Below are 26,511 nucleotides of genomic sequence, written 5' to 3'. Positions count from 1 at the left end.
CGCCTCCGGCGGTGGGCCGAGCCACCATAGGAAAGCCCTGGTTATCAGGCTGTTTCGGCGGTTTTGGGCACGTTTTGGGCACACTCCGCCGGGGCGTAGGCCGCGTGGATGGCTTCGGCGACCTTGTCCAGGTCGGTGTCGAACAGGTCCGAGTACACCCGCAGCGTGATCGCCGGGTTGCTGTGACCCAGCATCCGTGCCAGGGCGAGGACGTTCGCACCGGAGGACACGGCGAGGCTGGCGCAGGTGTGCCGCAGATCGTGGGGCGTGACCTTCTGCACCCCCGAGCGGCGCACCGCGCCAGCGAACCACCCGTCGCCGGACTTCGGCCGCGCTAGGTAGTCCTTGCCGTTGCCGAACACCAGGTCGTCCCGGCTGCGGCCCTGGCAATGCACCGCGAGCTCGTCAAGGACGAACTGCGGCACCGGGACGGACCGGGTTTGGTTGCTCTTCGGTGCCTTCTCGTCGTGCTCGGCGCCCACCTGCACCGCGTTGTCGGTCACGGACAGCCGCCGCCGCAGGAACTGGATGTCGCGCACCCGCAACGCCACCGCCTCACCCCAGCGCAAACCCGTGTACGCCAACGTGATCACGAGTACCCGGTGCTTGGCCTCGCTGGCGAGCTTGGTCACGTCGTCCGCGGTGAGGTACACGTGCCGCTTGGCGGACTTGGCGGGCAGGTTGTCCACGCCCCGGGCCGGATTCGCGCGCAGCCGCTTCGCCTTCACCGCGGTATCCAGGATCCCCGCGAGCACGCCGTGCACGCGCACGATCGTGGTCGTGCTCTTCCCGGCGCGGCGCAGTTCGGCTATCCAGTCCTCGACCGCGGGCAGGTCGATGTCGGATATCCGGGTCGCTCCCCACTTCGGCTGCACGTGGACTCTCCACGCCGATTCGAGCGGCCGATAGTTCGACTTGGCTACGCTGGATTCCTTGTGCGCCAACCACTTTGGTGCGAGTTCGGCAATCGTTACCCTACCCAACCCAGGGGCCACGTAGTCGCCGGTCATCTTCGACACCTCCACGGTGTCCGCGAACCGCTCGGCGTCGAGCTTGCGCCGGAATCCTCTCTTTTTGGTCGGCTTACCGTCCGGCTTGCGGTACCTGACCATGTACCGCTTCCCGGACTTGGTCTCGTACGGCTCAATCGTCGCCACGTATCACTCTCCGGTGCTCTCACTGGGATCGGTGATAGGACCAAACTCGACGTTCGGCGCGTCCGTCACGTCCTGGATGGACGGATCGGAGTTCAGTTGGAGTTGCGCCGTGGCCCGCTCGGCGCCTCCGGGGGGCCGCTTCGGCACCGGTAGGGCCTTCTTGCCGCGTGCCCACTCCCATACGCCAGCGGCGTTTTGCCAACCGGCACAAGAGATTTGAACCATCAGCGCGTTGTCGTCGGTTGGCGGCAAAAGGAGCGCGTTCGGCGTGGTGTTCAGCGCCACAGCCAACGTCATCAAGTCGTCCGAGTCGACTCTCCTTGCGCCCCTTTCTATTTCGCTGATCGCATTGTGAGAAAGCGGTCGGTCTGTCGACGCTAGTTGGTCGGCAAGGTCTCGCAACGTGAGGCCTTGCCGTTTCCGGATGCGGGAAATGTTCGCCCTGACAGTGTGCCCGGTCGGGCCAATCTCTACTCTGCGTGTCGCCATGATGCAGATTCTATAACGGATGTTGCCGAACGATCGCCCATGCTGTAAGACTGTGTGAGAGTCAGCAAGACTCACACACAATACTGCAAGATCATTACGGAGGATCGCGTGAAGGACGCACGCAAGCTCGCGACCGACGCCGAGTTCTGCGAATTCGCCGGGCTCACGCCTGCGCAGAGCAAGCAGCTTCGCTACCTCGGCAAGGGGCCGAAGTTCATCAAGGTCACTGGTCACCAGGTCCGCTACCGCTGGAGCGACGTCGAGGCATGGCTCGAGGCCAACACCCGGCAGAGCACTGGCGAGCAGCCGGGGGCGGCCTGATGCCCAACGCCCCCGGAAACGAAAGCGACCCGGGAGCGGGTGCCACCGCTCACCGGGCCGAAGAAACCACCCCACACCAAGGAGAAGATTCCGTGAACAACAGTACTACCCCGTTCCGCCCCGGCGACCCAATCCGGGTGCTGGCGTCCGGTGAACTGGCCACCGTCAAGGCGCTCACCGCGCACTCCATCATCGCGTACATCAACGGGTTGGACGACAACCTGATCCTCGATCCCGCCCAGGTGGAATCGGCGCTGGACGACCTGCTCTGCTCGGTCTGCAACGCGGTCATCGGGACAATCCCCGCCCCGGCTCCTCCGGTGCCGATCCGGTGCCAGCAGTGCCGCCGCGACCCCGGCTGCGCGAGCTGGTGCCCGACGGGCGACGGTCACCCTGGCGAGCTGTTCGAGGCCGACAAAATCTGCTACGGGGCCGAGACGGTAGTCGCGCTGACGATCGAACCATCTCCGGGAGTCGGCATGGTCGCCAGCGCCGAAGTCTCCCCGGTGCGGCGGCCCGGAGGCAAGGACAGCGTCTACATCGCGGTGAACCAGCGCCACGGCGTCACCGACTTCGACGCCACGGTGTCCGAAGCGCGGCAGTTGGCGGCCGTCCTGCTCCAGGTCGCCGACGCCGTGGACGCGGACTGAGAGGCGCGGCCGTGACCAAGTTCGGGCACTCCGAAGTGCAAGCGCTACTCGACACGTGGGGCCAGGGCTATCAGCCAACCGAATGGGCTCAGCGGCACTTCCGTTCGACCTACCGCATGGAGCTGGAGGCAGCGCTCGCGCGCCTGATTCTGCTGCTGGAAGGCGACGAAGACGAGCTGCGGATCCTGCCGTCCGTCCAGTCGTTCGCCGAGTTCGTGGCCCGGCTGGACGCGAAGTTGCGCCGAGATTTGGCGGGGGATCGGCATCCGGACGCCGGAGCCCTCTCCACCAACCGAAGGACGAAAGGGGGTGCCGCAGCATGACCGCGACACCGGATCACTTCATGGTCATCGGCGACGACGGCGTGCCTCGCGGCGTGGTCGACCTGGCCGAGATGCAGGCCAATGCAACCCGATTGATGTACCAGCTCGCCGCCGCGGCGGGCGACGACGCCGAGGTCGACCGGATCAGTACCGAGTGGGCCGCACGGCTCGACCCGGACGATTTCGGCTACGTCTGCGCGGGCGCGCTATCTCTGCTCACGCGATGCGTGCTCGCTCCGCTGCTGGAAGTCCTCGACGAAGTGCTGCCGCGCACCGGATTCCGGGCCAAGCTCGCCAAGAGCCGCGACCACGCCGAGCAGACGCTAGGCGGTGCTGCTTGACAAACCACACCGACACCGGAGGCGCGGCCGACATGGCCGCGCCCTCGGGCGTGTTGCCGGAACCGACCGCACACTGCCCGATCCACAAGATCTTCGTACGAGACTGCAATCTGTGCCAGAAGTTCTACCGCATCCAGCTTGCGCAGCAGAGAGGCGAACTGCTCGAAGGCGATCCCCGGAAGCGCACCGGAGTAACCGGTGGAAGTGGCGGAACTGGCGACACAAAGCCACCGGTTGCTCCAGAGCAGGACAGAGAACCGGTTCCGCCAGCATCAACCGCTGAGTCGAGCCTCCTCAAAGGGATGGTCGACGGCCGATGGCTCGACACGCAGGAGTTTCCGCCGCTGTCGTGGTGCGTCCCCGGAATCGTGTCCGAAGGATTCGGTCTGCTAGTCGGTCCGCCGAAGGCAGGCAAGTCCTGGATGGTCGGCGGTATCGCGCTCGCATGCGCGTCCGGCGGTCTCGCGTTCGGCCGGATCCCGGTGCAGCGTCGATCGGTGTTGTACCTGGCGCTCGAGGACGGTCACCGTCGCCTGCAATCGCGGTTCCGAACCCTGATGATGGACCAGCCCATACCGGCCGGAATCTCGTTCATTGTCCAGGCTGAGCAGAACGTCATCATTGCCACAATTGCCGAGTACATGATCCGTCACCGCGACGCGGCGCCGCTGGTCATCCTCGACACGCTCGGCAAGGCCCGTCCGCCGAAGGCTCGCGGCGAGGACTCGTACGCCGCGGACTACGCGATCGGCACCCAGTTGAAGAACGTCGCCGACAGCGTGCCCGGCGCATCCCTGCTCGTCGTGCACCACACCCGCAAGGCCGAGTCCGTCGATTTCGTGGACGCGGTGAGCGGAACTCAGGGCATCGCCGGATCCGCCGACTTCGTGCTGGTGCTCGCGCGCAAGCGGAAGTCCGATCAGGCAGTCCTGTCGGTCACGGGGCGCGATATCCCCGAGAACGAATACGCCTTGATCACCGAGGACGGACGGTGGTCGCTCGACGGCATGGACCTCATGGACGCCGCAGCAGCAGTCGAGACCAGGCAGCAGACAGCCCAGCTCGGCGACCGCACGATGGACGCGCTTGCGTTCGTTGCTGCCCGTCCGCTCGGCACACGCGCAACCGACCTCGCCGAGAAGCTGGGCATCAGCAATGACGACGCAGGCAAGTACCTCCGGCGCCTGCTCGACAAGGGGCTCATCGGCAAGCGCACACGCGGTGTGTTCGTACCCGTGTCCGAACTGTCCGAACGGTCCGAAGGATTGGATAGCCCCAGTTCACGGCAGGAATCTGTTTCGGACACTGCCCCTCAGCTTTCGGACACTGATCGTGGAGTGTCCGAAAGCGATGCGGATGTGTCCGAACCGAATAAGGTCACTGACCTGGAAGAACATAGGCGTTCGGACCGTTCGGACACATCGGACAGGACTATTACACCGCTCGACGCTGCACGACGCACTGAGCGCCGGACACGTGTGCGGAAACGGACGCGCGGCGGTGTTCCAACCGACGAGGGCGCGAGCTGATGCGCACCCTTCACGCCGAACGCCGCACGGTTGCTGCCGTGCGGCGTCGGCACGGTCTCAGTACCCGGGGCGTCGCCTCCCAGACCGCTCGAATCGTCAGCCGATGGCCAAGACGCCCGGGTTCTCTACGGGTCTGGGGATTATGGGGGCGGTGCGGGGTGCGGGGTGGGCTCGATCGCGGTCCGCTCGCACCCGCAGGCATAGGCAAAGTCCCCCTATCCGTTTTTTCCAAACCCATCGCAGCAGGCCAGGGCGTCGCGGGTTCTGGCCCTGGTCCGCCCGATCGCCACGCCTCGCAGTTTCCACTGGTAGGCGCGTTGGAACGTAACGCGCCGATCTGCCACCGGGAGGACGGCCCCGTCAGGGGCGCCGTGGAAAAAAATCCATGGATAGATGCCCGCCTTTGCCTGCGGATGCGGGAACAGCGGAAGGGAGTCGTCCCGCACCCCCGAAACCCCCAGACTCAAGCGGAACCAGAGCGTCTATGACCAAGGCTGACGTTCTGGGCCGATGTGGGAGTGATGCCCCAGTCCCCACCGAGAGGAAACACACCGATGGCAGCTGAGCACGACTTCAACAACGGCCTGCCGCCCTACCACCGTGCGCCTCCAGACATCGTGCCACGCCGCACCTTGCCCGCCGACGACATCCCCGTGGGCGACGCGCAGGTGACCTACTTCGAGTTCACCGAGGACGGAGTCGAGCGCGTCACCGAGAACATCTACGTCACCCCACCATTCACCGAGAGGAATCACACCGATGACTGAACCGACTACCGCGCCGGCCGAACCGGTCGAGCCCATCGACGCCGCGCCGGCCGAACCCACGCCGGCCGACCCGGAGACCGACTCCGGCGCCGAGCAGCAGCAGACACCGAACCGAGAAGCGGCCAAGTATCGTCGCCAGTTGCGCACCGTCGAGACCGAACGCGATGCCCTCCGTGAGCGCGTCACTGCGTACGAACGCGCCGAGGTCGAACGCCTTGCCGCGGACAGGCTTGCCGATCCTGCCGATCTGTGGACGGGTGGAGTCGACCTCGAGACGCTGCGCGGCAAGGACGGCGCGATAGATGCGGCGAAGGTAGGCAAGTCGATTGACGCCCTTCTCCAGTCGCACCCGCATTGGCAGCGAGCCCAGAAGCAACGGCCCGCGGTCGGGTCACTGCGGTCTGGTGCGTCGGGTGCGAGCGTCGACAGCCTTGGCACGAGCTGGGCGGACGTGTTCGGGTCGTCGCGGGAGCGGCTGTAAACTGTCACGTGACGGCGGTGCGACTGCCAGGGAGCTAGGGCACCGCCGTCACGCTCGCCCCAGCGGGGCAACCGGAAGGGCTTGGAGCCCACCGGAGATCATTCCCCGCTACTCGAAGGCGAGCATTCGTGTCTCTGTATACCTCCACGAGCGGCATCGGCGGTCTCCTGCCTGAGCAGATCCATGCGCTGATCGTCCGTCCCGTTCAACGTGATTCGGTCGCGTTCACCGTGACCACCGTCCTGCAAACCGACTCCACCAGTTCCAAGTTCCCGATTGTGACCAGCGACCCTGCCGCGGCGTGGGTGCCCGAGGGCAGCGAGATCACGCCGACCGATTCCGGGCACGATGAACTTGAGATCACGCACAAGAAGGTCGCCGGGTTGGTGGTCGTCTCGCGCGAACTGGCAGAGGACAGCAACCCGTCCGCGCTGGATATCGTCGGCGCTGGCCTGGTGCGCAGCATCGTGGCGAAGGTCGACACGGCGTTCTTCGCGACGACTACGGCCAACGGCCCCAACGGCATCGGCTCGACCGTGCACCAGGTGGTCGACGTGGGTTCGGGCATCGTCAACACTGACGTGTTCGCCGAGGCGATCAGCAAGGCGGCGAACGTCGGCGCCCAGATCACGAACTTCGTGACCCACCCGGACACGGCGCTGGACTTGGCGAAGCTGAAGGAGATGACCGGTTCGAACAAGCCTCTTCTTGGCCCGGATCCGGCGCGGCCCGGCGCGACAACCGTGCTCGGTGTGCCCTTGCTGACCTCCCCGTACGTCACCGATGGCGATATCTGGGGTATTCCGCAGGCGTTCGCGTTCACCACGCTGCGCACGGACACGCGGCTCACGATTTCCGAGGACGCGTACTTCAGCTCGGATCGGGTGGGTGTGAAGGCGACGATGCGTGTGGCTTTCGGGTTCCCGCATCCGCAGGCAATCGTCCGCATCGGCCTGCCGGACCCGAGTTGATGACCGCGCCCGCGGACCAGGAAGAACTCGACGCGCGCGCATCACTGCCGGAGGTGGTGCACGGCTACCGATTCGATGGAATCCGACCCAACGGCACCATCGGTTTCTATGGTGCACCGGAGGCGAAGGGGCCCCGGTTCGGTAACCGCCCCAGCGATGATCGGGCGCGATGGACACCCGCCGCGTTCTGCGTCCAGCATGATCACATTGCCCCGGTGTGGGATTGCTGGTGTGGCTGGCATGTCGTTGCCGATCTGACCGAGCTAGCTGAATACAGGCCGTCGGGGCTAGGACTCGACGTTAGTTTGCGCGGTCGCGACGACATCGCGGCTCGGCCTGTCATAGCCGAAGTGACTGCTCGGGGGCCGAAGTTGCCGGGTCTGAACCTCAAAGATCCGCCGTCGACGGTCCGGGCGACGTGGCTGCGTCTGGAGGGCCGTATCTGGATCCGGGAAGGCGTCGCTCGCCCAATCGTCCGCGCGGCACGTCGGCGGTACCCGTACGCCCGGATCGAGCGATACAGCAGCATCGGCGAACTGGCGGGCATCGTCGGCGAGAACTGACACCGTCCCACAGATAGCGAACCGGGGGACTCGATCGTGAGTCCCCCGGTTCGCTGCTTCAGAGTGCCGCGAGATGTTCGGCTACGTCGGCGGCGCTCCATCCGATCTGCCCGCCTGCGACCACCGCGTTGATTCCAGGGTCAACGAGGAAGTAGCGGCCGCGGTGCTTGGTGAGGCACAACCCGCGACGCGACGCGAGACGGCGGATTTGGGAATCGGTGAGTGTAGGCATGGCTTGCCCTTTCGGTTTGTCGGGATGGATTCGGTTTTCGGGACAGAACTTCCCCCCGGTGCCGAACCGTGCCGCGCCATGCCATCCCCCGATGGGAAGGGTAGCAGTGTCCTCGGACATGCACCTACGGTTGCTGCCCTTCGGTCTGCTCCCGGAGATAGCGCTCCGCGGACACCTTCCGCGGGCACGGCGGGGTGCAGGTGGCGTGGATCTTCAGCAGGCCGCGGGCATGGGTTTCGTCGGCGGGCATGTCGCTGTCGTCGCAATAGTCCTCGACCCAGGAACGGCGCGTCGTCACTGCCGGTCCTCGCGGTCGATGCGTTCCATGACCTCACGGAACGGGACGGATTCGTCGGGTTCTTCGCCGAGTTGGATTAGCCACGGCAGCACCCAGAACACGATGATCAGCAGCCCGGCGACGGCGGCAATGACGATCAGGACGGTTGCGAGTTCTTCGGTCATTCAGTGACCCTCCGGAGCGCGTGGTGTGGGTTGGGCGGCACCCGGCGCCGGGGATCCCGTTCGGGGCGGCATCGACCCGGCGCCGAGGCCAACTCGAGCATCAACCGAATCGGCTTGAAGCTGATATGCATTCGCGTCCACAGCCCGTCTACATCGCGTTATGGTGCCCTGTATGGAACTCGGAGCCCTGCTGCGTGCCGCTCGCGAGGCGGCCGGCATCTCGCTGCGCGCGATGGCCGAGCGGACCTACTACAGCAAGGCCTACTTGGGGCTGATCGAGACCGGGCAGCGCCCGATCGCTGCCGCCGTCGTGACCGCCTACGAGAACGTGCTCGGTTCGAACCTCGAACGCCTCACGGCCGCAGCGAAGTCACCCGCCAGCGTGGACACCAACGCCCTGGCCGATGTGGCGGCAATGCTGGCGGCTACGCGGCGAATCGAGGACGCGACCGGAGTCGTGTCGGTGCTGCCCGCGGTGCGGGGCATGTCGACCATGGCCGAGGCGTTCGCCAGGGAAGCGCGTACGACGGCACGGGCGCAGGCGGCGTCCCTCGCGTCGGAAATCGACCAGTACCAGAGTTGGCTCGAGCACGCGGCGGGGGGTGACGCTGCTGCCCGGCGCAGTCTCGGCAAGGCGGTGGAGTTGGCGAAGGAAGGCCGTGATTCGGACCGGCTCACGCACAGTCTGACCTTCGGCGTGTACCTCGCAATGGCGAGAGGTGATCATGCTGAAGGCGTGGCCTTGTCGGAGGCTGCGCGGGCGGTGCCGGACGTGCACCCGGTATTCCGACTGTACGGGCACATCCAGCGCGGAGAACTCCTTGCCATGCAAGGTGAGGCGCGATCGGCGGACAGGGAACTGGCCGAGGCCGACGCGATGGCGACAACGGCGGACGGCATCGAGCTACCCGATTCCTTGTACTGGTACGGGGAGGGCTTCCAGGCCGTGCACCGCGGTGTGGTGCTGTCGCTGTTGGGTCGCAAGACCGAGGCGATACGCGAGGCTACGCAGGGAGTAGCGGCGATGCCCGTCGAGCACCGCCGCACCGAGTGGTTGTCCCTGATGCTGAGTCAGGTCGACCCGGACATGACCGCCGACGCCTGATATCCACGTTGCCCCGAACGTGCCCACGAGGCCGCTTCCGTGGGCACATTTTGGGCACAACCGACCGAGATTCAGCGTGATTCACCCTGACCTAGCGAGACGTCGCCAGAGACGTTTCCGCAGGTCAGTGCCTATTTCGCCTGGTCCGAGCGCCTCCGGCGGTGGGCCGAGCCACCACCGCCGGAGGTCATTCGGGCAGCTTCCCGGGTCCGCGCGAGCGGATCAGAACAGTGTCAATGTTTGTGGCGCCGACGGCGCGGCCGCCTTCCCCGCGGCCTTGTCCTTCGGCGCTTCCGGCGCCGTCGACGCTTCCTCCACAGTCACCGCGGGTATTTCCACGGTGTTCGCCTCGGCGACAGCCGCGGTGACCGCGGCCTGCCGAGCCGCTTCTCCGGCCAGCGCATCGGCCTGCTCGTTGAAGTAGTTGCCGACATGTCCCCGCACCCAACGGAATCGGACCGGACCGGGCCTGCTGGCGATGGCTCGATCGATCTGCTGGACGAGTTCGACATTCTTCACGGCGCCGCCGGTTGACGTGCGCCATCCGTTGAGTCGCCACCCCGAGACCCACTCCGAGGCGCATTTGATCGCGTACAGCGAATCGCTTTCGATGAGAAGGGGTTCGGATCCGGGATGGGCGAGGATCGCCTCCAGCACCGCGCGCAACTCCGCGACCTGGTTGGTTCCGGACGCGGCTCCCCCACTCGCCGAGGAGCCCTGATGATTGACCCAAGCCCAGCCGATGGCGCCGCCGGGATTGCGCAGGCAGGATCCGTCGGTGCTCACGATGATCATGGCTGGCACCCTACGCAATCCGACCGACAAGATCGGTACCGTGAAATTCCTCTATCTCCCTCCGTAGCCGGGATTCGGTACGCCGCAGCGCCGATTTGACCGCGGCGTCCACCAGGCGTCCGACCGGGCCACGGGGTTGGCCGTATGCTGCCTCGGAGGTCAGCACCGACCGCCCGTAACCGAGCGGGTCGAAGCGCAGCGTCAGCGTCCCGGACAAGCGTCCACGGAGCGTATACCCGATCACCGCGTTGCGGCGGTATTCGGTGATCTCGCAGGTCGCGTTCGGTCGCCAGAGCGCGAGGCGGGCGCTGGTCGCGAAGACGGCGCCGAGGCCGCGGTCCGCTTCGCCGGTCGGTACGAATTCCGCGACGCCGAACATCCAGTCCGGCACGAATAGGTGGTTGTCCGTGTAGCTGAAGGCGACCTCGACGGGTGCTCCGACGTCACTCGCGTACTTGATGTGGCCCATAGGCCCTCCCTGTTCACGACTGGCGTCAAAAGTACTACAGCTCTCCTCTTTATTCGAGAGCTCGGCGCGTTTTGGTGTGTCGTATTGCCAGATCGCGACCGGCCGGTTTCTCAGTGGATCCGTGTCTTTCGGCGACGCTCAGAGTTGATCGACGATGTGCTCCGCGATCGGCATGGCCGAGGTCGCCGCGGGTGAGGGGGCGTTGAGCAGGTGGATCGAGCGCTCGGTGCGCTCGATCATGAAGTCGTGCACCAGTGTTCCGTCCCGCAGCACCGCCTGAGCGCGAATGCCCGCCTCGCGCGGAAGCAGATCGGCGAGCGTCAGCTCCGGACAGTAGCGGCGGCACTGTGCCAGGTATCCGCGTTTGAACAGGGAGTCGCGCAGTTCCCGCAGCCCGGTCCGCACGTTCGCCCTGGCGACCCGGTGGAATCCAGGGAACCCGAATATCTCTCGTGCGTCCCTGGCGTCGAAGCTGCCCTTGCGGTAGCCCTCTCTGGCCAATCCGAGCACCGCGTTCGGGCCGACGGTCAGCGCGCCGTCGATCGTCGGGCTCAAATGCACGCCGAGGAAGGGCAACTCGGGATTCGGAATGGGATAGATCAGCGTGCGGACCAGCTCGGCTCGCTCCTGCGGCAGCTGGTAGTACTCGCCCCGGAACGGAACGATGCGAAAGTCCGTGCGCAGCCCCGCCGCTCGCGCCATCCGATCGGCCTGCAGACCCGCGCAGACCACCGAGCGGCGCGCTGTCCAGGAGCCGGTCGGGCCTGCGGCGGTCACCGCGTCCGCCGTCTCGGTGAGCGTGGTGATCTCGGTGCCGAGCACGAATTCGCCACCGGCTCTGCGCACTTCCTCGGCGAGTGCGGTTGTCACCCGGGTGAAGTCGATGATCCCCCGTGTCGGGTACGAACAGTGCGCCGACACCGGTGATCCGCGGTTCGCGCCGGGCGAGTTCCGCGGCGTCGATCAGTTCGACGGCCACCCCGTTGGTGATCGACCGTTGGTGCAGCGCGAGCATACGTGTGTATTCGGCATCGTCGGTGGCCACCAGCAACTTGCCGCAGACTCGGTACGGAATGTCATGTGCCGCGGCGAAATCCTTGGTCCAGCGCGCGCCACGGCGGCACAGCGTGGCCTTCAGGCTGTTCGGCGGATAGTAGATGCCGGAATGGATGACGCCGCTGTTGTGCCCCGTCTGATGTGTGGCCAGCTCGGATGCCTTCTCCAGCAGCACCAGGCTCGTGCCGGGATGGCGCGCGAGGATCTGGTGCGCGGTCGCGACCCCGACGATGCCGCCGCCGATGACGCAGAAGTCATAGGTGGTCATCCCGCCGCCTCGCGCATGCTCGGCTCCGGGATGACCGCGGCTGTCTCGATGGTTCGCTCACTCATTGACGAGCAGGGTAAGCGGTGGCTCCCCAACGAGGCCTTCGCGGGGCGTTTATGTTTCCGGCAATACACGAGCGGGTAAATATCCGTGTAGCTGGCGAGCGTCATTCTCGACTGCCACATCGAGACACCCGGCCAACGGCGTCCGGCCGTCGACACGAACACGGCGCACCCAAGTGTGGCGCTCGCCCGCTCCCAATTTGCGGATCGGGTCGGGTGGCAGCGGGTCAGGCGAACTGGCCCGCTGTCCTTCCTTCGCCCGTCGGTCCCGCGAAAGCTTGTGCGATGGTGAGCCATTCCGCGGCGTGGTCTCCGTGCGCCTCGATCGCGAGGTCGTCCGGATGGCGGCGCTGCGTCACCAGGAGGCAGAAGTCGAGCGCTGGCCCGGTCACCCGCTGCGCGGCATCGTCGGGGCCCCATGACCAGATCGTGTCGTCCGGCGCCGTCAGCTCGACTCGGAATTCCGCCGCGGGCGGGGTCTTTCCGTGCACCGTGTAGGCGAAGTTCCTGGTACGCACGCCGATATGGGCCACGGTGCGCAGCCGTGCCGTGGGCGTCCTGCGCACGCCGAGGGCGTCGGCCACGTCCTGCCCGTGCGCCCAGGTCTCCATGATGCGGGCGGTGGTCATCGAGGCCGCGCTCATCGGCGGGCCGAACCACGGCACTTTGACACGCGCGGGCACCGCGCGCAGCGCCGCGGCCAGGGACGCGCGTCCACGCCGCCACCGGTCGAGCAAGTCGGCGGGTGGTTCGGTCGCGGCCTTCTCGGCCGCTTCATCGACGAAGGTGAGCGCACGCGGCCCGGCCTCGGTCACCAGACGCTGGAAGGTCTCAGGGTCCGCTGCCGCGATCGTCGCGATCTCGTCTGTCCATGCCAGATGGCCGATCTGATGAGCGATGGTCCAGCCGGGTGCGGGTGTCGTGCGCGCCCACTCCTCCCGGGCTAACGGGCCGACGAGCCGTTCCAGATCCGCGCATTCTTCGGCGAGATCACCGAGCAGCGCTTCGAGGTCAGCCATGCGTGTCCTTGCCCTCCGAGGTACCCCACCATATGTGCCGTTATTGTCCAGCATCGCAGCACAGGGTGGAAAAAGGCAAGCATGCTTGTTTTATATTTGCCGGGGATGCGCGTTACCAGCCGAAAACAACCAGGTGGGCGGCACCGACGACGAGCCCGAGGACCGCCCCGTGCAGGTACAGCAGCCAGGCGTCCTGCTCGACGGACGCGTAGAACATCTCCATGAATTCGCCCGGCGTCAGCCGCCGGAGTTTGCGCGCCGCGAAATCGTCGATCGTCTTGGCCTGTTCGAGGGTGAACTCCTCGTCTTCCACCAGGCTGGGCGCCAAGCCGACCGCGGCTCCCGCCGCACCCACCGAGAGGTTGACGAACTGGCGGTGCCCCAGTGCCGCTCGCACGAGCGTGCTGGTCGGTCCGAGTTGGCGATGGATCTCGTCGGCGATCAAGTGCTCCAGCAACTGCCTGGTCTTGTCCCCGTTCGGGCCGTCGAGCAGCTCTTTCGAGAGGTTGGGCAGGGTCAGTACCTGGTAGGCCAGGATGTGTGCGAGGTCGGTCGCCGCCTGCGGTTGCCGTTTCGCCAGCAGCGCTTGCTTCCACAAGTACTTGTACCTCGGTTGCGGGTCGCCCGGCTCGAACACCATCTTCACGGCGATGACGTTCACGATCACACCGATCGCCGCCGAGACGAGCAGCACGATCACCCAGCCCGGCACCAAGCCGAACACCGGAATGCGCTGGTGCACATGCATGTACAAGGCCAGCAGCAGTCCGAACGGCGCACCGAGCAATCCGATGCGCACCATGAATCGCAACTCGGGCGCCGCGATGGTGGTGGTCAAGTCCTTCAGGATGGCCGGATTTTCCCGCAGGTAGCGGATCACGAAGCTCTTGATGTCGATCAGTTGGTCGACATTGTCGCCGAGTGAGGCGAACGCGCGGCGCGACAGCGCGGGCAGTTCCCGATCCACCCGCTGATAGATCAACTGCTTGGCGGCGCGCGGCACGGTGCGCCAGAGATCGCGGTTCTCCCGGTACATCAGTTCATCGACCAGCGGCCGCACCTGTTTGCGGGCGAGCATCGCGGTGTAATCGGCGATACCGTCCAGATCGAGTTCGTGGATGAAGTCCTTGGGGCTGCCGATCCGCATCAGCGCCTTGTCCACGCAGATACTGGCCATCTTCTCCGCGCGGGCCGGAATGAAGCCCTGGAATCCGAGGCGGCGGCCGTCGGCGGAGAAGGTCGGCAGCACCTGGACTCGGCGCGGAAAGTACGGGTAGAGCACCTGCAGGCCGGGGATGCGAACGCCGCGGAACTCGATCGGCCAGAACAGCATCAGTACGCCGGTCCAGTTGGTCAGCCACCCGGCCAGCGCACTGAACACCGGAAACGTGACCAGGTCGACCACGAACTTCGGCTGCCCGGTCAACCCTTCCCAGTCGATGAACACGCCAGCGGCGAGCGACGACATCGATGGGACTCCCTAGGCCGGTCCGGCGGTACCGCCGGTATGAGATACCAAGGCCCCCACGTTCTCATTGTCTTGGACAGAGTGTCAACGAGAGCGGTGTGCCGGCGCGGGCGTGTGCTCACGCCCGGGTAGCCGGGCATCCACGCAAGCCGTCCGGACCCGGCCAGAGCCATCGCTATTTTCGACAACTGTCGAAGACAGGTAGTCGGCTACTCGCGTCGACACGTCGGGCCAGGCACAGACTCGTTTCCGAGGTACAGGTTCCAAGAGCATCTTCATTTCGGAACAGTGATCATGAGAAACAACTCGCGAGCGTTCATTGTCGCGGTGACCGTAGCGGGATTGCTCGGCACCGTGTCGGTCTCGATCGCGGCAACGGCGCCTATTACCACCGTGCCAGTGCCGCGCTCGCCTCTTGCGCTCGACGTGCCTGCCACCGCCGAACGCGGCACGCAGATCACCATTCACAGCGACGACTGGCCCTGCCGTAGGGTCCAGGTCTTTCCCGACTGGTCTGCTTCAGTGACCGCGGAGGTTCACAAGGGTTCGTTCGATGCTCCCGTCGAGGTGCCCGACCAGGCCGTACTAGGTCGGCACTCGGTTCGCGTCGCCTGCCTGGCGACGCCAGACATTGTCGAGAAGGCGTCCGTCGAGATCGTCCCTGCGCGAGTCGTCACGGTCACCACCACCTACGAACCCTCGCCCACTGAGACCACGGGGCCGACGACGACGGGGCCGCCGACGACGGCGCGGCGGACAACACTGCCGCCGACGTCGGAGCCGACGCCGACGGAGCCGACGACGACGGAGCCGACGACGACAAAGCCGACGACGACGGAGCCGACGACGACACAGCCGACGACCACGCAGCCACCGACGACGCGGCTTTTGATCACGCCACCGCCAACGAATCCGACGACGCCGGAGCCGCCCGTCGAGCGGGACAACAACATCGGCATTGTCATCGGCATTGTGCTCGCTATCGGCGGATTCCTCCTCGCCTTGGCTGTCGCAGTGCTCGTACTGCGTCGTCGGCAGAAGGCGGCAAGCCCGCGCCCGCCCCAAGTACGTGTGCAGGTGGTTGGGGATCCGCGCCCATCGATCAACATTCGCCAGGTCACGCGCACTCCGGCCGTTCAGGTTCGGCTGAACGTCGGCGCGCCGCGGCTGTACATCAGGGAGGTGCTCGGATGACGAGTCCAACATCGGTCAGGGCCCGGACGGTGCTGTTCCCGGGCGCCCCGCACGAGGTCGGCGTGGATCAGCTGGAGGGGCGCCTGCAGCAGAGAGGCGTCGAACGCCTGGCGCTGCGCCGAGCGCCGGGCGCTGCCGCGGTACTGCGGTCGGCGGCGCTACACGAGGTGGCCGAGGCGGTCGACGGGCTGCTCGAGGTCGACCTCGGCAGTGTCGCGGTCGCGGGTTGGCGCTGCTACGACAAGCTTCGCAGCGCGGCGATGCGTACCCGTGCCGGTGGAGTCGAGCAAGTCACGTTGTTCGAGCACGAAATCAACCAGACTTACCGTCCACGGCTCGATGTCACCGTGGACGGAAACCCGGTGGGTGAATTGGCGCTCGAACTCTGCGTTGCGATGCTGCTCGAGCCGCTCGCGGCCACCGTCCGCGATGGCATGCTGGTGGCACTGGGCCCTGGTGACTGCACCGTGACGGTTTCGATCTGCGTTCCGGAAGTCGGGCCGATCATGGAGGGCAAACGCACGCTGCACGCGGCGACCATGATCGATCTGCGGTTGCCGATACCGCTCGTCGACTGCGTGCCTGCTCCGCCTCCCGCATTGCCGGTCAGTGGCGTGCCCGGGCCGCGGCCACCTCAGGCGAACCATTGAGTGAAGCGCAGCGGGGTCCTGCGCTGCTACACCGCTGCGCGGGCCGCCAACGGTGCGCCAGGTCTTGAAGGTAGGCCGGATGCGTTGTGCTGTCGCGTTTCTGCTGGCCGTCCTGGCGATATCGCGACCGGCCGGACGGAACGTCGATGCGGATAGTCGGCGACCGGTCCGCTGAGAAGCTCCGTTGATTCGCCGTAAGCGAACTACCCGAGAGCCGTGGAACAAACGCGAACACCCCCGGGTTGAGTAGGCAACGCTCAACTTTTGGAAGGGTCGAAGACGTGACTACACCACAGAACCTGCCGGTGCTGTTCCTGACCGATCCGATCGTGCTGCCGGGCATGGTCGTGCCCATCGAACTGGACGAATCCGCGCAGGCCGCGATCGACGCCGCTCGGGCCGCCAAGAAGGACTCCGTACTGCTCGCGCCCCGGCTGACCGAGGGCTACGCCACCTACGGTGTGGTCGCGACCATCGAACAGGTCGGCCGGATGCGCGGCGGAGCCCCTGCGGCCGTACTGAAGGCCGAGCGGCGCGCCAAGATCGGACACGGGGTCACCGGACCGGGCGCCGCCCTGTGGGTCGAGGCCGAACCGGTCGAGATACCCACACCGGACGGCCGGACGAAGGAGCTGGCCGCGGAATACAAGAAGCTGGTGGTCTCGGTGCTCCAGCGCCGCGAGGCGTGGCAGATCATCGACGCGGTCAATCAGCTGACCGATCCGTCGGCGATCGCCGACACCGCGGGCTACGCGCCGTACCTGACCTCCGAGCAGAAGCGGGAACTGCTCGAAACCCCTGATGTGGCCAAGCGGCTGAGCACCCTCATCGAGTGGACCAAGGAGCACATCGCCGAGGCCGAGATCACGGAGAAGATCAGCGAAGAAGTCCGCGAGGGGATGGAGAAGAGCCAGCGCGAGTTCCTGCTGCGCCAGCAGCTCAACGCCATCCGCAAGGAACTCGGCGAGGACGAACCCGACGGCGCCGATGACTACCGCACCCGCGTCGAGCAGGCCGACCTGCCCGGCACCGTGCGCGAGGCGGCGCTGCGCGAGGTCGGCAGGCTGGAGCGGGCCAGCGATCAGAGCCCGGAATCCGGCTGGATCCGGACCTGGCTGGACACCGTGCTGGAACTCCCGTGGACGGTGAAAACCACCGACAGCACCGATGTCTCGGCCGCCCGCGCGGTCTTGGACGCCGACCACCACGGCTTGGACGAGGTCAAAGACCGCATGGTCGAGTACCTGGCCGTCCGGGCCCGCCGTGCCGCCCGCGGCCTGGAGGTCGTCGGTGGACGCGGTTCCGGCGCGGTGCTGGTGCTGGTCGGTCCGCCCGGTGTGGGCAAGACCTCGCTCGGTGAGTCCGTCGCGCGGGCCTTGGGCCGCAAGTTCGTTCGCGTCGCCCTGGGTGGCGTGCGCGACGAGGCCGAGATCCGCGGTCACCGGCGCACCTACGTCGGGGCACTGCCCGGTCGCATCGTGCGCGCCATGAAGGAGGCCGGTTCGATGAACCCGGTCGTCCTGCTGGACGAGATCGACAAGGTCGGCTCGGACTTCCGTGGCGATCCGGCCGCGGCCCTGCTCGAGGTGCTGGACCCGGCGCAGAACCACACGTTCCGCGACCACTACCTCGATCTCGACCTGGACCTGTCCGACGTGCTGTTCATCGCCACGGCGAACGTCATGGAGACCATCCCGGGACCGCTGCTGGACCGGATGGAGCTGATCACTGTCGACGGCTACACCGAGGACGACAAGGTGGCCATCGCCCGCGACTTCCTGGTGCCGCGGCAACTGGAGCGCAATGCGCTGACCACCGACGAGGTGACCGTCACCGAGGAGGCGCTGCGCGAGATCGCCGCGAACTACACCAGGGAAGCCGGTGTGCGGCAGATGGAGCGGCTGATCGCGAAGGCGCTGCGCAAAGCGGCGACTCGGCTGTCCGAGCGTGAAACCGGGTCGGCGGCATCGGGTTACGACCCCGAGCTGGGCTACGAGGGACTGGTGGAGGACGCCCTGACGATCGGTCTGGGCGACTTGAAGGATTACCTCGGCCGCCCGCGCTTCACCCCCGACTCGGTGGAACGCACCGCGGTTCCGGGTGTGGCGACCGGCCTCGCCGTGACCGGGGCGGGTGGCGATGTCCTCTACATCGAGGCCAACGCTGCCGAGGGTGAGCGCTCGCTGACTCTCACCGGCCAGCTCGGCGACGTCATGAAGGAATCCGCGCAGATCGCGCTGACCTACGTGCGCTCGCACCTGGAGGAGATCGGCATCGAGCCGTCGGTGCTGGACCGCAACATCCACATCCACTTCCCGGCGGGCGCGGTGCCCAAGGATGGCCCGTCCGCGGGCGTCACCATGGTCACGGCCCTGGTCTCGCTGGCGCTGGATCGCCAGGTGCGCTCGGACGTGGGCATGACCGGCGAGGTCACGCTGAACGGCCGGGTGCTGCCGATCGGTGGCGTGAAGCAGAAGCTGCTTGCCGCCCAGCGGGCGGGTTTGAAGACGGTGTTCATCCCGGCGCGCAACGAACCGGACCTGGACGACGTCCCGGAGGAAGTGCTCGCGGCGCTGGATGTGCGGCCAGTAGCCGATGTGGCCGAAATCCTGGCCTACGCAATCGAGCCGGTCGCCGAACCTGCGCTCGACGGTCCGGCGCTCGCCGCAACCGCCTGAACTGGGCAAAGGAGTCGGGCACGGAAACCTTTCCGTGCCCGACTCCACCGCCTGTCCGGTTCTTCACGCCGTACTGGTCGAGTGACTCGAGGTCGGCGATCGCCTGCATGCTTCGTTCGACGCTGGCGAGGCTGACGTCGCGGGGCTGCATGTCCTGTTGCATGCGGCCTCGGCCGAGGGTGCCGACCCAGGCGAACATGCACAACCTGAGGTGAGCCGGGTTCCGGACTCATGCCCCCAGATCTCGCTCCACGGTTCGCGTGGTGCCCTGTGCCACCGCGCAGAGCACTGGTTCGCGGTCCGCGCTTTCGGCGTAGATCTCGCAGTGGACCACGGCCTGTCGTCGGGTCGAGCCCGTGACGGTCGCCTCCGCACGTAGCCGTGTTCCCGCGGCCGGCCGCAGGTAGGTGATGGTGAAACCGCCGGTGAGCACGTTCGGGCCCAGGACTGTTCCCGCTGCGAAGGTGAGCGCGTTGTCGGCCGCGTAGGAGAGCACGCCGCCGTGCACGAAGCCGAATTGCTGGCCGAGTTCGGGGCGGATGCGGATGACCAAGGTAGCGGTGCCGTCGCCGAACGCGGTGATCTCGGTGCCGACCAAGGCGGCGAACGGCTGTGCGTCGAGAACCTTTCGCGCGCTGTCGATGTCCAGCGTGGGGGCGGTCATTCGAAAACCTTTCCTTCCAGGGCTCGGTTGCGGCCGGCGGCGAGAGTGAGCCAGGCGGCGTCGGCGAGTTCACTCGCGACTTCCATGGGGGAGATGCGCATTTCCCCGCTCAGCCACTGCCGGGTGTACTCCTGCGCCGGTCCCAGCCACAGTGCGTAGACCAAGTCCAGTGGGAGATCACGGACCACTCCGTATCCGGCATGCGTGCGCCACCAGCGCGCGATGTCGCTCATGAAACGCCGATTGCTCTCGCTGTCCCGCACCCCAGGTGGACGCGCCGAGGTGAGCACCGTTGCCCGGTACTGGTTCTCGCTCACCCAGCGCAGGTGCTCGCGCACTCCGGCGATGATGCCTTCCTTGGCGTCGGTGCTGTCGCCGACCACCGTCCAGAAGTGTTCCTGGTAGTCCGCGAGCGCGTTGGCCCACACCTGCCGGTACAGGTCGGCCTTGTCCGGGAAGTGGTGGTAGAGCGCCCCGACGCTGGCGCCCGCCGCGTCGCGGATCTGCGTCAGCGTCGCGTCCAGCGCTCCTCGCTCGGCGAACTGTCGCTCGGCCGCCAGCAGCAACCGATCTCGAATCTTCATAACCAGAATTTAGTTCTGTTTTCTGGCAGGCACAAGGCTGTGCTGGTTGGAGTCCATCGCGCCGGAATTCCCGCAGCGTGTCGGAGGGCTGCGGTAAGAACGGGATGTGGCCAGATGGCTGTTGCACGTCGACCTCGACCAGTTCCAGGCGGCGGTGGAGTTCCGCCGTCATCCGGAACTGCGGGGGCTGCCGGTCATCGTCGGCGGGCACGGAGACCCGACCGAACCGCGCAAGGTGGTGACCTGCGCGTCCTACCCGGCGCGCGCGTTCGGGGTACGGGCCGGGATGCCGCTGCGCAGCGCCCAGCGCAAATGCCCGGACGGCATTTTCCTGGCCCTGGACATGGCCGCCTACGAGGACGCCTCCGACGAGGTGATGGCACTGCTGCGGACATTTCCCGGGCGGGTCGAGGTGTGGGGCTGGGACGAGGCGTTCCTCGCAGCCGACACCGACGACCCCGAGACGCTCGCACAGCAGATCCGCGGCGCCATCGCCGGCTTGGAGCTGACCTGTTCGATCGGCATCGGCGACAACAAGCTCACCGCCAAGCTCGCCACCGGATTCGCCAAGTCGGCGGGCAAGTCGTCGGCCGAACCGGCCGCGGACACCGGAGCCGCCGCTGGCGTCTTCCGGCTCACCGCCGCGAACTGGAGCGAAGTGATGGCCCACCGCCCGACCAACGCGCTCTGGGGTATCGGCAATCGGATCGCCGCTCGTCTCGCCGAACTCGGCATCCACACGGTCGGCGAGCTGATGGCGGCCGATCGGCATCGGCTCGCCGCCGAGTTCGGTCCGAACACCGGCCCTTATCTCTGGGTGCTCGGACACGGCAAGGGCGACACCGATGTCACCACCGAACCGCGAATCCCAGTGGGCCGCAGTAAATCCGAGACATTTCCGCGCGACCTGACCGATCCCGGCGAGATTCGTGCCCAGGTCGCGCGGCTGGCCACCGAGGTCGCCGAAGAGATGGCCGCCGCGGGCCGGATCGGCACCCGCGTCTCCGTAACGGTTCGCACCAACACCTTCTACACCCGAAGCAAGCAGGAAAAGCTCCCCGAACCGACCATCGACGTCGCGCGGATCGCCGAGACCGCGGTGCGCATCGTCGACCGGTTCGAGCTCGACCGGCCGGTTCGTCTGCTCGGCGTCCGCCTGGAACTCGTGCCGCAGTAGCTCCCGGACCCGTCCGGACACTCGTATGCTCGTCGGCATGGTGTTCTGGGCGATGGTGGCACAGGAATCGGATAGCGGGATCGTCCTGACCCGGCGGCAGGTCGACGAGGAATTCCTCGGACCGGGCGACGTGACGATCAAAGTGCACTACTCGAGCGCGAACTACAAAGACGGTTTGGCGATCACCAAGGGTGGCGGCGTGGTCCGCAACTACCCGATCGTGCCGGGCATCGACCTCAGCGGCGAGGTGGTCGAATCCGCCGTCGACGATTTCTCCCCGGGCGATCTGGTGATCGCGCACGGTTACGAACTCGGTGTCTCCCACAACGGCGGTTTCGCCGAATACGCCAGGGTGCCCGCCGACTGGATCGTCAAGCTCGATCGACTGGATACCCGCGACGCCGCGGCGATCGGCACCGCCGGCTTCACCGCGGCACTGAGCGTGCAGGCCCTGCTCGACCGCGGACTCACCCCGGATGACGGCCCGGTGCTGGTCACCGGCGCGACCGGCGGTGTGGGCAGCGTGAGCGTGGATATCCTCTCGCACCTCGGCTTCGAGGTCATCGCCTCGACCGGCAAGACCGACGCGGACGATTTGCTCAGCGAACTCGGCGCCAATGAGGTGATCGGCCGCCTGCCAGAGGACCCGACCGCCAAGCTTCGGCCGCTGACCAAGGCGCGCTGGGCCGCGGCGGTGGACAGCGTCGGCGGTACTTCGCTCGCCTACATCCTCAGCGCGATCGGCTACGGCGGCGCGGTGGCGGTCAGCGGCCTCACCGGTGGATCCGAGCTGCCCACCAGCGTGATGCCGTTCATCCTGCGCGGGGTCGCGCTGCTGGGCATCGATTCGGTCAACGTGCCCATCGAGCGCCGTGCCGGCCTGTGGACCAGGATCGCCAATGACCTTCGCCCGCAGCACCTTTCGACCTTGGAGAGCTACGCGCCGGTCACCGAGGCGGAGCGGGTGCTGCACTCGATCAAGGAAGGTAACCACTCGGGCCGAACGGTATTGGGCGTCGCGGGCGAGTTCTGATCGTCAGGCGAGCGCCCGGATCGTTGCCACCGATAACGCGCGGCGCGAGATCGCCGCGGTGGCCGGCCTGACTATGCCCGGGTGGGAATGGGTTGCCACGACCGCGGCCCTGATCCGATACGGTTCACTGCGCAACAACCCGCATGTTCGCTCCAGTCGAGAGGCGAAGTCTGTTGTCAGCAAAGCTGTTCTGGCGTTCAGTAGCGGTACTGGCGGTGTCCGTGCTGGTGGCTGTGCCCGCCTACAGCCAGGCCGAGCCAGTGGACGAAGCGCATCCCGTCGAGTTGGACCGGTTCTACCAGCAGCGGCTCGAGTGGAAACCCTGCGGTGTCGAGAACCTCGACAAGGCGGGTGGCGAGTGCGCGGATGTGCTGGTGCCGCTCGACTACAGCAAGCCAGGAGATCGCACGATGACCGTGGCGATTTCGCGGGTGAAGGCCGCGGATCCGGCGCGGCGCCGTGGCATTCTGCTGTCCAATCCGGGCGGCCCCGGTGGTCAGGGCCTGGACAGTGTGGATCTGCTCGGTGACGTGCTGTCGCCGGAGGTGTTGGCGAGCTACGACCTGATCGGCATGGATCCGCGCGGAGTCGGCGCGTCCGGTAGGAGTCCGCGGTGCGGATGGCCGGTCGGCGAGATGGTTCGATCCGCGGGGCTGGATGTACTGGGGTTCGCCCACGACACCGTGCAGTCCGCGGGTATGGCCGCGTCCTGCCTGATTCGTGATCCGATCACGATGCGGCAGTTCACCACGCGCAACACCGCGCGGGATATCGATATCGTGCGCGCGGCGCTCGGTGAGCGCACGATCAACTTCTACGGCTTGTCCTACGGCACCTACCTCGGTGCCGTGTTCACCCAGATGTTCCCCGAGCGCAGTGATCGAGTGGTGCTCGACAGCGCGATCGATCCGGACCGGTACTGGACCGGCCTGGTGCAGGATTGGGGTCCGGCAGACGAGATCGCGCTCGACGACTGGGCCGGGTGGGTCGCCGTCCGGGATGACGAATTCCACCTCGGTACGACCCCGCAGCAGGTGCGAGCCAAGATCGAGGAACTCGTACGGCTTGCCGCCCGCCAGCCGATCGTCATCGATGGATTCGCCATCAACGATCACTGGCTGCCGTTCATCTTGCACGCCCTGCTGACCAACTTCCGGCTCAACGAAGCGCTGGCCGCCACCGTGCGGGAGATCGCCGACGCCGCGGGCGGGCCGCCGACGGAATCACGCACGCCCCGGCTGCGCGCGATCGTCAAGGCGCTGCGCGAGGATGAGAACTCGGCGCTGGCGCAGATCGCCTGCGGTGACGTCGGCGCACCGATCGATCCGACCTGGTACTGGCGCAACATCGAAGAGACCCGTGCGACGCAACCGGTGTTCGGCGCACTGGCCGGCAACATCCAGCCGTGCGCCTTCTGGCCGCGGCCCGTAGAACCTCCGACAGTCGTCCGGAATTCGGTTCCCGCACTCATCGTGCAGGCGAGCGGAGATCCGCGGACGCCCTATGCCCACGGCGTCCGGCTGCATCAGTACCTCTCCGAGTCGCGGATGGTCACCCTGCAGGACGTCCGCATCCACATGACATTCCGGCCCGATCTCAGCAGCTGTGTGAACAGCGCGATCAACGCCTACTTCGGTGCGGGAACACTCCCGGCCACCGACATCACGTGCTACGCGAATCCGTCCGCCCACTAACCCGGTACCGCTGACCCGGCGATGAGCGCGGGTCAGCGGTAGCGGTCACGCCGCGACGGTAACGGGCTCGTCGGCGAACTGGGTCCGGTACAGCTCTGCGTAGCGGCCGTCGGCGGCCAGCAGTTGAGTGTGCGTGCCGCGCTCAACGATTCGGCCGTCCTCCAGCACCAAGATCTGGTCGGCGGCGCGGATCGTGGACAGGCGGTGTGCGATCACCAACGCGGTCCTGCCGTCCAGTGCTTCCGACAGTGCCTCTTGTACGGCGGCTTCCGAGGTCGAGTCCAGCGACGCCGTCGCCTCGTCCAGGATGACCACGTGCGGCTGCTTGAGCAGCAGACGCGCGATGGTCAGGCGCTGACGCTCACCGCCGGAGAGCCGGTAGCCCCGCTCGCCGACCACCGTCTCCAGCCCGTCCGGCAGCGATACGACCAGCTCGCGCAGCCGTGCGCGCTCCAGCGCGTCCCAGAGTTCGTCCTCGGTCGCTTCCGGCCGGGCGAGCAGCAGATTGGCCCGGATGGTGTCGTGGAACAGATGACCGTCCTGGGTGACGAGTCCGACGGTCTCCCGCAGCGACCGGGTGCTCAGCTCGCGCACGTCGGTGCCGTTCAACCGCACCGCGCCGCCGTCGACGTCGTAGAGCCGGGAAACCAGTTGGGCGATGGTCGATTTGCCCGCGCCCGACGAGCCGACCAGGGCGATCAGCTGCCCTGGCTCGGCGCGCAATGACACGCCGTGCAGCACTTCCACCCCGCCACGGGTGTCCAGGGTCGCCACCTCCTCGAGCGAAGCCAGCGACACCTTGTCGGCTGACGGATAACCGAAGCTCACCTCGTCCAACTCCACCGAAACCGCGCCGGCCGGGACTGGTTTCGCGTTCGGCGCGTCCTCGATCAGCGGTTTCAGGTCGAGCACTTCGAAGACCCGCTCGAAGCTCACCAGCGCGGCCATGATTTCCATCCGGGCGCTGGCCAGCGCGGTCAGCGGCGTGTAGAGCCTGGTCAGCAGCAGCGACAGTGACACGACCGCACCCGCGTCCAACTGCCCGCGCAGCGCGTACCAGCCGCCCAGCCCGTACACCAGGGCGATCGCCAGCGCCGACACCAGCGTGAGTGAGGTGACGAACACGGTTTGCAACATCGCGGTGCGCACACCGATGTCCCGCACCCGGCGCGCTCGCAGCGCGAACTCGTCGGACTCCTGCTCCGGACGCCCGAACAGCTTGACCAGCGTCGCGCCGGGCGCGGAGAAGCGCTCCGTCATCTGGGTGCTCATCGCCGCGTTCAACCGGGCGGCTTCCCGCTGCAGGTCGGCGAGGCGGTTGCCCATCCTGCGCGCCGGAACCACGAACACCGGAAGCAGCACCAGCGCGAGCAGCGTGATCTGCCAGGAAATGCTGACCATCACGCCGAGCGTCAGCGCGAGGGTCACCAGATTGGCCACCACGCCCGACAAGGTGTCGCTGAACGCGCGCTGGGCACCGATCACGTCGTTGTTCAAGCGGCTGACCAGCGCACCGGTCCTGGTCCGGGTGAAGAACGCGACCGGCATCTTCTGCACGTGGTCGAACACGGCGGTGCGCAGGTCGAGGATCAATCCCTCACCGATCCGTGCCGACATCCAGCGAATCGCCAGCCCGAGCCCGGCGTCGAACACCGCCAGCGCACCGATCACCAGCGCGAGGACCACCACGACCCGCGGCGCCGCACCACCGACGATGTCGTTGACCACCCGGCCCGCCAATACCGGCGTGGCCACCGCCAGCATCGCCGACACCACACTGAACAGCAGAAACGCGCCGATCCGACGGCGATGCGGCCCGGCGAACCGGACGATGCGCTTGGCGGTGGCGAGACGGAACGGTCGCTGTTCCCGCGGCGCGTTCGCCCGCCGGTACATCTGACTCCACGCCACGGATTCGATGCTCACGTTGTTCTCCCTCTCACTCCCACCCCATCCAAGACCTGGCCACCGACACTAAGACCTCAACAATGGTTGAGTTCAAGTCGATTCCCGCGCGCGAAATTCCGCCGCCAGATCGCGACCGACTCGCCCGGCAAACACCAGTCACCCAATCGCGAGTCATCAACGACACAAACACCGGGAGCAGCGGTTGCGGCCCAACACGACCGCACTGGCACGACCGAGGTTCCAGCGAGAAAGACCGAGCATTGTCTGTTCGCGGCCCGGCTCGCGTCCGAGTGGCCGCCGTGTCCGCGACGTAGTCGCCAGCGGCGGTCGTTAGGCGTCGGACACGGGGGCCTTCGAGCGCTCGATGATTCTGCCGTTGCCACCCAGCGCTGCCCGTCGGC

29 protein-coding genes and 1 pseudogene are annotated in these 26,511 nt (G+C 66.8%); 16 read left to right on the top strand and 14 right to left on the bottom strand.

Annotated elements, in window-relative coordinates; genetic code table 11:
* Positions 1-44 precede the first annotated feature (44 nt).
* Complete coding sequence (locus tag ACWPXK_RS02235; RefSeq protein WP_454194330.1) at positions 45-1,157, bottom strand: tyrosine-type recombinase/integrase; 1,113 nt, start codon at positions 1,155-1,157, stop codon at positions 45-47.
* A gap of 3 nt (positions 1,158-1,160) precedes the next feature.
* Positions 1,161-1,646 carry a helix-turn-helix domain-containing protein gene (locus ACWPXK_RS02230; protein ID WP_454194329.1) on the bottom strand — a complete coding sequence of 162 codons (486 nt, stop codon included), beginning with the start codon at positions 1,644-1,646 and terminating at the stop codon, positions 1,161-1,163.
* 108 nt (positions 1,647-1,754) lie between these two features.
* Here ACWPXK_RS02230 and ACWPXK_RS02225 point away from each other — a divergent pair, with 108 nt between their 5' ends.
* The 9 genes from ACWPXK_RS02225 to ACWPXK_RS02185 all read left to right on the top strand — a co-directional run bounded on the left by ACWPXK_RS02225 (position 1,755) and on the right by ACWPXK_RS02185 (position 7,592).
* A complete protein-coding gene (locus ACWPXK_RS02225) occupies positions 1,755-1,967 on the top strand; it encodes a helix-turn-helix transcriptional regulator (protein WP_454194328.1) in 213 nt (70 codons plus the stop codon).
* A 92-nt stretch (positions 1,968-2,059) separates the two neighbouring features.
* Positions 2,060-2,617, top strand: a complete 558-nt coding sequence (locus ACWPXK_RS02220) for a DUF6907 domain-containing protein (RefSeq protein WP_454194327.1) — start codon at positions 2,060-2,062, stop codon at positions 2,615-2,617.
* An 11-nt stretch (positions 2,618-2,628) separates the two neighbouring features.
* Positions 2,629-2,940: a hypothetical protein gene (locus ACWPXK_RS02215; protein WP_454194326.1), complete on the top strand. Its 312-nt coding sequence runs from the start codon at positions 2,629-2,631 to the stop codon at positions 2,938-2,940.
* Complete coding sequence (locus ACWPXK_RS02210) at positions 2,937-3,281, top strand: hypothetical protein (protein ID WP_454194325.1); 345 nt, start codon at positions 2,937-2,939, stop codon at positions 3,279-3,281. The genes ACWPXK_RS02215 and ACWPXK_RS02210 overlap by 4 nt, the downstream gene beginning before the upstream one ends.
* Positions 3,282-3,313: 32 nt before the next feature.
* On the top strand, positions 3,314-4,810 hold the full coding sequence (locus tag ACWPXK_RS02205) for an AAA family ATPase (protein ID WP_454194324.1): 1,497 nt from the start codon (positions 3,314-3,316) through the stop codon (positions 4,808-4,810).
* A gap of 554 nt (positions 4,811-5,364) precedes the next feature.
* A complete protein-coding gene (locus ACWPXK_RS02200) occupies positions 5,365-5,577 on the top strand; it encodes a hypothetical protein (RefSeq protein WP_454194323.1) in 213 nt (70 codons plus the stop codon).
* Positions 5,570-6,058, top strand: a complete 489-nt coding sequence (locus tag ACWPXK_RS02195; RefSeq protein ID WP_454194322.1) for a hypothetical protein — start codon at positions 5,570-5,572, stop codon at positions 6,056-6,058. The genes ACWPXK_RS02200 and ACWPXK_RS02195 overlap by 8 nt, the downstream gene beginning before the upstream one ends.
* A 128-nt stretch (positions 6,059-6,186) precedes the next feature.
* Positions 6,187-7,029 (top strand): phage major capsid protein, encoded by an 843-nt coding sequence (locus tag ACWPXK_RS02190; RefSeq protein WP_454194321.1) that lies wholly within the window; start codon positions 6,187-6,189, stop codon positions 7,027-7,029.
* Positions 7,029-7,592: a hypothetical protein gene (locus tag ACWPXK_RS02185; protein ID WP_454194320.1), complete on the top strand. Its 564-nt coding sequence runs from the start codon at positions 7,029-7,031 to the stop codon at positions 7,590-7,592. Before ACWPXK_RS02190 ends, ACWPXK_RS02185 begins: the two co-directional genes overlap by 1 nt.
* 58 nt (positions 7,593-7,650) lie before the next feature.
* On the opposite strand, the gene ACWPXK_RS02180 is transcribed toward ACWPXK_RS02185, so the two are convergent.
* From ACWPXK_RS02180 to ACWPXK_RS02170, 3 genes are all read right to left on the bottom strand, one after another.
* Complete coding sequence (locus ACWPXK_RS02180; protein ID WP_454194319.1) at positions 7,651-7,824, bottom strand: hypothetical protein; 174 nt, start codon at positions 7,822-7,824, stop codon at positions 7,651-7,653.
* A gap of 124 nt (positions 7,825-7,948) precedes the next feature.
* Complete coding sequence (locus ACWPXK_RS02175) at positions 7,949-8,122, bottom strand: hypothetical protein (RefSeq protein ID WP_454194318.1); 174 nt, start codon at positions 8,120-8,122, stop codon at positions 7,949-7,951.
* Positions 8,119-8,286 (bottom strand): hypothetical protein, encoded by a 168-nt coding sequence (locus ACWPXK_RS02170; RefSeq protein WP_454194317.1) that lies wholly within the window; start codon positions 8,284-8,286, stop codon positions 8,119-8,121. Before ACWPXK_RS02170 ends, ACWPXK_RS02175 begins: the two co-directional genes overlap by 4 nt.
* A gap of 172 nt (positions 8,287-8,458) precedes the next feature.
* Between ACWPXK_RS02170 and ACWPXK_RS02165 the strand changes: the two genes are divergently transcribed.
* A complete protein-coding gene (locus ACWPXK_RS02165; protein ID WP_454194316.1) occupies positions 8,459-9,391 on the top strand; it encodes a helix-turn-helix domain-containing protein in 933 nt (310 codons plus the stop codon).
* Positions 9,392-9,613: 222 nt separating this feature from the next.
* Here ACWPXK_RS02165 and ACWPXK_RS02160 read toward each other — a convergent pair whose 3' ends face one another.
* The 6 genes and pseudogenes from ACWPXK_RS02160 to ACWPXK_RS02135 form a co-directional block, all read right to left on the bottom strand.
* The gene (locus ACWPXK_RS02160; RefSeq protein ID WP_454194315.1) at positions 9,614-10,186 is read right to left on the bottom strand and encodes a ribonuclease H family protein; all 573 of its coding nucleotides are present in this window, start codon (positions 10,184-10,186) and stop codon (positions 9,614-9,616) included.
* A gap of 10 nt (positions 10,187-10,196) precedes the next feature.
* Positions 10,197-10,655 carry an SRPBCC family protein gene (locus ACWPXK_RS02155; protein WP_454194314.1) on the bottom strand — a complete coding sequence of 153 codons (459 nt, stop codon included), beginning with the start codon at positions 10,653-10,655 and terminating at the stop codon, positions 10,197-10,199.
* 138 nt (positions 10,656-10,793) lie between these two features.
* Positions 10,794-11,525, bottom strand: a complete 732-nt coding sequence (gene lhgO, locus ACWPXK_RS02150; protein WP_454194313.1) for an L-2-hydroxyglutarate oxidase — start codon at positions 11,523-11,525, stop codon at positions 10,794-10,796.
* A 115-nt stretch (positions 11,526-11,640) separates the two neighbouring features.
* Positions 11,641-11,979: pseudogene (locus ACWPXK_RS02145) on the bottom strand (FAD-dependent oxidoreductase); the annotation flags it as partial.
* A 289-nt stretch (positions 11,980-12,268) separates the two neighbouring features.
* The gene (locus ACWPXK_RS02140) at positions 12,269-13,060 is read right to left on the bottom strand and encodes a TIGR03084 family metal-binding protein (RefSeq protein WP_454194312.1); all 792 of its coding nucleotides are present in this window, start codon (positions 13,058-13,060) and stop codon (positions 12,269-12,271) included.
* A 112-nt stretch (positions 13,061-13,172) separates the two neighbouring features.
* Complete coding sequence (locus tag ACWPXK_RS02135; protein ID WP_454194311.1) at positions 13,173-14,528, bottom strand: hypothetical protein; 1,356 nt, start codon at positions 14,526-14,528, stop codon at positions 13,173-13,175.
* 342 nt (positions 14,529-14,870) lie between these two features.
* On the opposite strand from ACWPXK_RS02135, the gene ACWPXK_RS02130 reads away from it, so the two are divergent.
* From ACWPXK_RS02130 to lon, 3 genes are all read left to right on the top strand, one after another.
* The gene (locus ACWPXK_RS02130) at positions 14,871-15,722 is read left to right on the top strand and encodes a hypothetical protein (protein ID WP_454194310.1); all 852 of its coding nucleotides are present in this window, start codon (positions 14,871-14,873) and stop codon (positions 15,720-15,722) included.
* Complete coding sequence (locus ACWPXK_RS02125) at positions 15,719-16,372, top strand: hypothetical protein (protein ID WP_454194309.1); 654 nt, start codon at positions 15,719-15,721, stop codon at positions 16,370-16,372. The genes ACWPXK_RS02130 and ACWPXK_RS02125 overlap by 4 nt, the downstream gene beginning before the upstream one ends.
* A 341-nt stretch (positions 16,373-16,713) precedes the next feature.
* Positions 16,714-19,050, top strand: coding sequence for an endopeptidase La (lon, locus tag ACWPXK_RS02120; protein WP_454195407.1), 2,337 nt, complete (start codon positions 16,714-16,716; stop codon positions 19,048-19,050).
* 229 nt (positions 19,051-19,279) lie between these two features.
* Here the strand turns inward: lon and ACWPXK_RS02115 are convergent, their stop codons facing one another.
* Entirely contained in the window at positions 19,280-19,714 is a 435-nt protein-coding gene (locus tag ACWPXK_RS02115) for a PaaI family thioesterase (protein WP_454194308.1), read from the bottom strand.
* On the bottom strand, positions 19,711-20,298 hold the full coding sequence (locus ACWPXK_RS02110; protein ID WP_454194307.1) for a TetR/AcrR family transcriptional regulator: 588 nt from the start codon (positions 20,296-20,298) through the stop codon (positions 19,711-19,713). Before ACWPXK_RS02110 ends, ACWPXK_RS02115 begins: the two co-directional genes overlap by 4 nt.
* A 106-nt stretch (positions 20,299-20,404) precedes the next feature.
* Between ACWPXK_RS02110 and ACWPXK_RS02105 the strand changes: the two genes are divergently transcribed.
* The 3 genes from ACWPXK_RS02105 to ACWPXK_RS02095 all read left to right on the top strand — a co-directional run bounded on the left by ACWPXK_RS02105 (position 20,405) and on the right by ACWPXK_RS02095 (position 24,202).
* Entirely contained in the window at positions 20,405-21,475 is a 1,071-nt protein-coding gene (locus tag ACWPXK_RS02105; RefSeq protein ID WP_454194306.1) for a DNA polymerase IV, read from the top strand.
* A gap of 37 nt (positions 21,476-21,512) precedes the next feature.
* Positions 21,513-22,508: an oxidoreductase gene (locus ACWPXK_RS02100; protein ID WP_454194305.1), complete on the top strand. Its 996-nt coding sequence runs from the start codon at positions 21,513-21,515 to the stop codon at positions 22,506-22,508.
* A gap of 173 nt (positions 22,509-22,681) precedes the next feature.
* Positions 22,682-24,202: an alpha/beta hydrolase gene (locus tag ACWPXK_RS02095; RefSeq protein ID WP_454194304.1), complete on the top strand. Its 1,521-nt coding sequence runs from the start codon at positions 22,682-22,684 to the stop codon at positions 24,200-24,202.
* A 45-nt stretch (positions 24,203-24,247) separates the two neighbouring features.
* Here the strand turns inward: ACWPXK_RS02095 and ACWPXK_RS02090 are convergent, their stop codons facing one another.
* Positions 24,248-26,128 carry an ABC transporter ATP-binding protein gene (locus ACWPXK_RS02090; RefSeq protein ID WP_454194303.1) on the bottom strand — a complete coding sequence of 627 codons (1,881 nt, stop codon included), beginning with the start codon at positions 26,126-26,128 and terminating at the stop codon, positions 24,248-24,250.
* Positions 26,129-26,511 lie beyond the last annotated feature (383 nt).

This window comes from Nocardia sp. Marseille-Q1738, from assembly GCF_965283145.1.
Note: the sequence above shows the minus strand (reverse complement) of the source record. Positions and strands in the feature narration are given on the sequence as shown.